The 2,244-nt window shown below is 40.3% G+C and carries 3 protein-coding genes; 2 read left to right on the forward strand and 1 reads right to left on the reverse strand.

All coding sequences use genetic code 11. The features are described 5' to 3' along the window. Positions 1-1,041 (forward strand): polysaccharide pyruvyl transferase family protein (locus tag IQR33_RS27755; RefSeq protein WP_228014188.1); only part of this gene is annotated, 1,041 nt, incomplete at its 5' end. Between the two features lie 84 nt (positions 1,042-1,125). Continuing rightward, positions 1,126-1,890, forward strand: coding sequence for a glycosyltransferase family 2 protein (locus IQR33_RS27760; protein WP_042522623.1), 765 nt, complete (start codon positions 1,126-1,128; stop codon positions 1,888-1,890). Positions 1,891-1,999: 109 nt separating this feature from the next. Here the strand turns inward: IQR33_RS27760 and IQR33_RS27765 are convergent. Beyond that, on the reverse strand, positions 2,000-2,244 hold a 245-nt coding region (locus IQR33_RS27765), incomplete at its 5' end, for a sugar transferase (protein ID WP_193844241.1).

Consider the following 2,244-nt stretch of genomic DNA (forward strand, 5'->3'; position numbering starts at 1 on the left):
ATTGTGTTGGCACCTAATGGCAATTCGCCATATAAAGCGCGTGCCGAGGTTAATGCTTATCAGAAGCTGTCTTTGAAAAAGCGCTTTTTGGACCTAAATGAGCTGTCATACTACCTACCGTCTAAAGTTAGAAAGTGGCTAAAAACTAATTGGGGTATTGTTACGGAAGCAGACGTTGACGTAGTGTTGGATGCATCTGGTTTTGCTTATGGCGATCAATGGCCCACCAAACACCTTGAAGCGGTAGCTAAAGAGGTTAAAAGACTGGTTAAGCATGATAAAAAGTTCATTTTTATGCCGCAAGCTTTAGGTCCATTCACTGATGCAGATAAACAAACAGCAGTGAAGGAGGGTTTTAGTGAGGCCACACTTATTTTCGCTCGAGAGCAAAGCAGTTTTGATGGTATTCGACCTCACCTTGAAGATACATCCAAGTTAAAAATTGCGCCTGACTTTACGAACCTTGTGAAAGGTGAGCTTGAAGAAGATTACGCGAAATACAACAACACTGTGTTTATCATCCCTAACTACAATATGGTAAACGAGCGCAACACCAATACTACCTGGAAATCACGCTACCTAGATTTCTTAGTAGAATCTGTTGATAACATTGTTGATCTAGGCTTTACGCCAGTACTGCTGAACCATGAAGGCAAGCACGATGGTGAGCTGTGTGAAAAAGTGCAAGCAACAACATCTCATCCGATTGAAATTATTCAAGAGACCAACCCTTTAAAAGTAAAAGGTTTGATTGGCTCAAGCCGAGGCATTATTTGTTCTCGCTTCCATGGTTGTGTAAGTGCATTAACTCAAGGTATTCCTTGTGTAGGTACGAGCTGGAGCCATAAATACGAGAATCTTTTTGCTGAATACAATCGTGCTCAATTCTTAGCAACACCAGAGTGGTCCAAAGAAGAACTTAAAGTAGCATTGTCAGACTCCATCAGCACAATAGAAGAAACGATATATACTGAGAAAATTTCAGAGTACAAAGCTCAAACAGAAGCAATGTGGGCTGAAATCTTTAAGAAAGTTAAATGATAGCAATTATCCTCAGAAGTGTTCTGGGGATAACCTCTAGTTTAATTAACTTGTATAAGTATGGATGATTAAAAAGTCAGTATAATGCAAAAGAGCCAATCCCTTGTTTCTATAATCATGCCTTCATATAACTCTGATGGCACCATTTTAGAAAGTATTCAAAGTGTACTATCCCAAACTTATAAAAACTGGGAGCTTATAATAGTAGATGACAGATCTACCGATAATACTTGGCAAGTCATTCAAACATATGCTGATAAATACGATAACATTCGTGTATATCAGAACAAAGAAAACCTAGGTGCAGGAGCGAGCCGGAATTTTGCTATAAAAAAAGCAAAAGGCCGCTTTATTGCTTTTTTGGATTCTGACGACCTTTGGACAGAAGACAAACTAGCAGAGCAAATTCCATTCATGCTGGAGAATAACTACCCACTCACATACACTCACTACAGCCGTTTTACTAGTGAAGAAGAGCTGAGTGTTGTAACTGCTCCCGAATATACAACGTATAAAAAACTTATGTATAGTAATGTTATCGGGTGCCTGACCGCCGTTTATGATGCACAGGCACTCGGTAAGCGCTATATGCCTCTTATTCGTAAACGTCAGGATATGGGATTGTGGTTAGATATACTGAAAGATACTCCTAAAGCGTACTGTCTACCTAAGCCATTAGCAAAGTATCGGATGGATAGTGGTATGACAGCTAACAAATTTAGCGTTTTGTCATATCAATGGAAGTTCTACAGAGACGTAGTAGGCTTGAGCTTGCCAAGAAGCCTATTTACATTTTCTGTCTACGCCGTTAAAGGTACGATGAAACACCGAACTAAGCGCAAATCTTAGTTTCCTTAATCCTCGATAGAGCTTACAGAATATACACACAAAAAGAGCAGCGACCGTAAGGCGCTGCTCTTTTTATACCTGTGATCCGTTCGATTAACTTCGCCGTGTTTTAGCGACCCATCCCAAATAACACCGTTTTGACTGTAAGGAAAAGAATCTTCACTTCCATCATCCAGTTTTGGTGTTTGATATAGTAGACATCGTATTTATGCTTCCAAATAGCGTCTTCTACCGATGCGCCGTAAGGGTATTTTACTTGAGCTAGGCCAGTTACCCCAGGTTTAACGGCGTGACGAAAGCGATAGTAAGGAATGGCTTTTTCCAACTCAGAGATGAACACTTCACGTTCTGGGC

It is taken from the genome of Vibrio sp. OPT46, from assembly GCF_015163535.1.
Lineage (GTDB): Bacteria > Pseudomonadota > Gammaproteobacteria > Enterobacterales > Vibrionaceae > Vibrio > Vibrio alginolyticus.

Coding starts and splice junctions, on each gene's coding strand:
- IQR33_RS27760 (WP_042522623.1), top strand. CDS start 1,126: ATGCAAAAGAGCCAATCCCTTGTTTCTATAATCATGCCTTCATATAAC.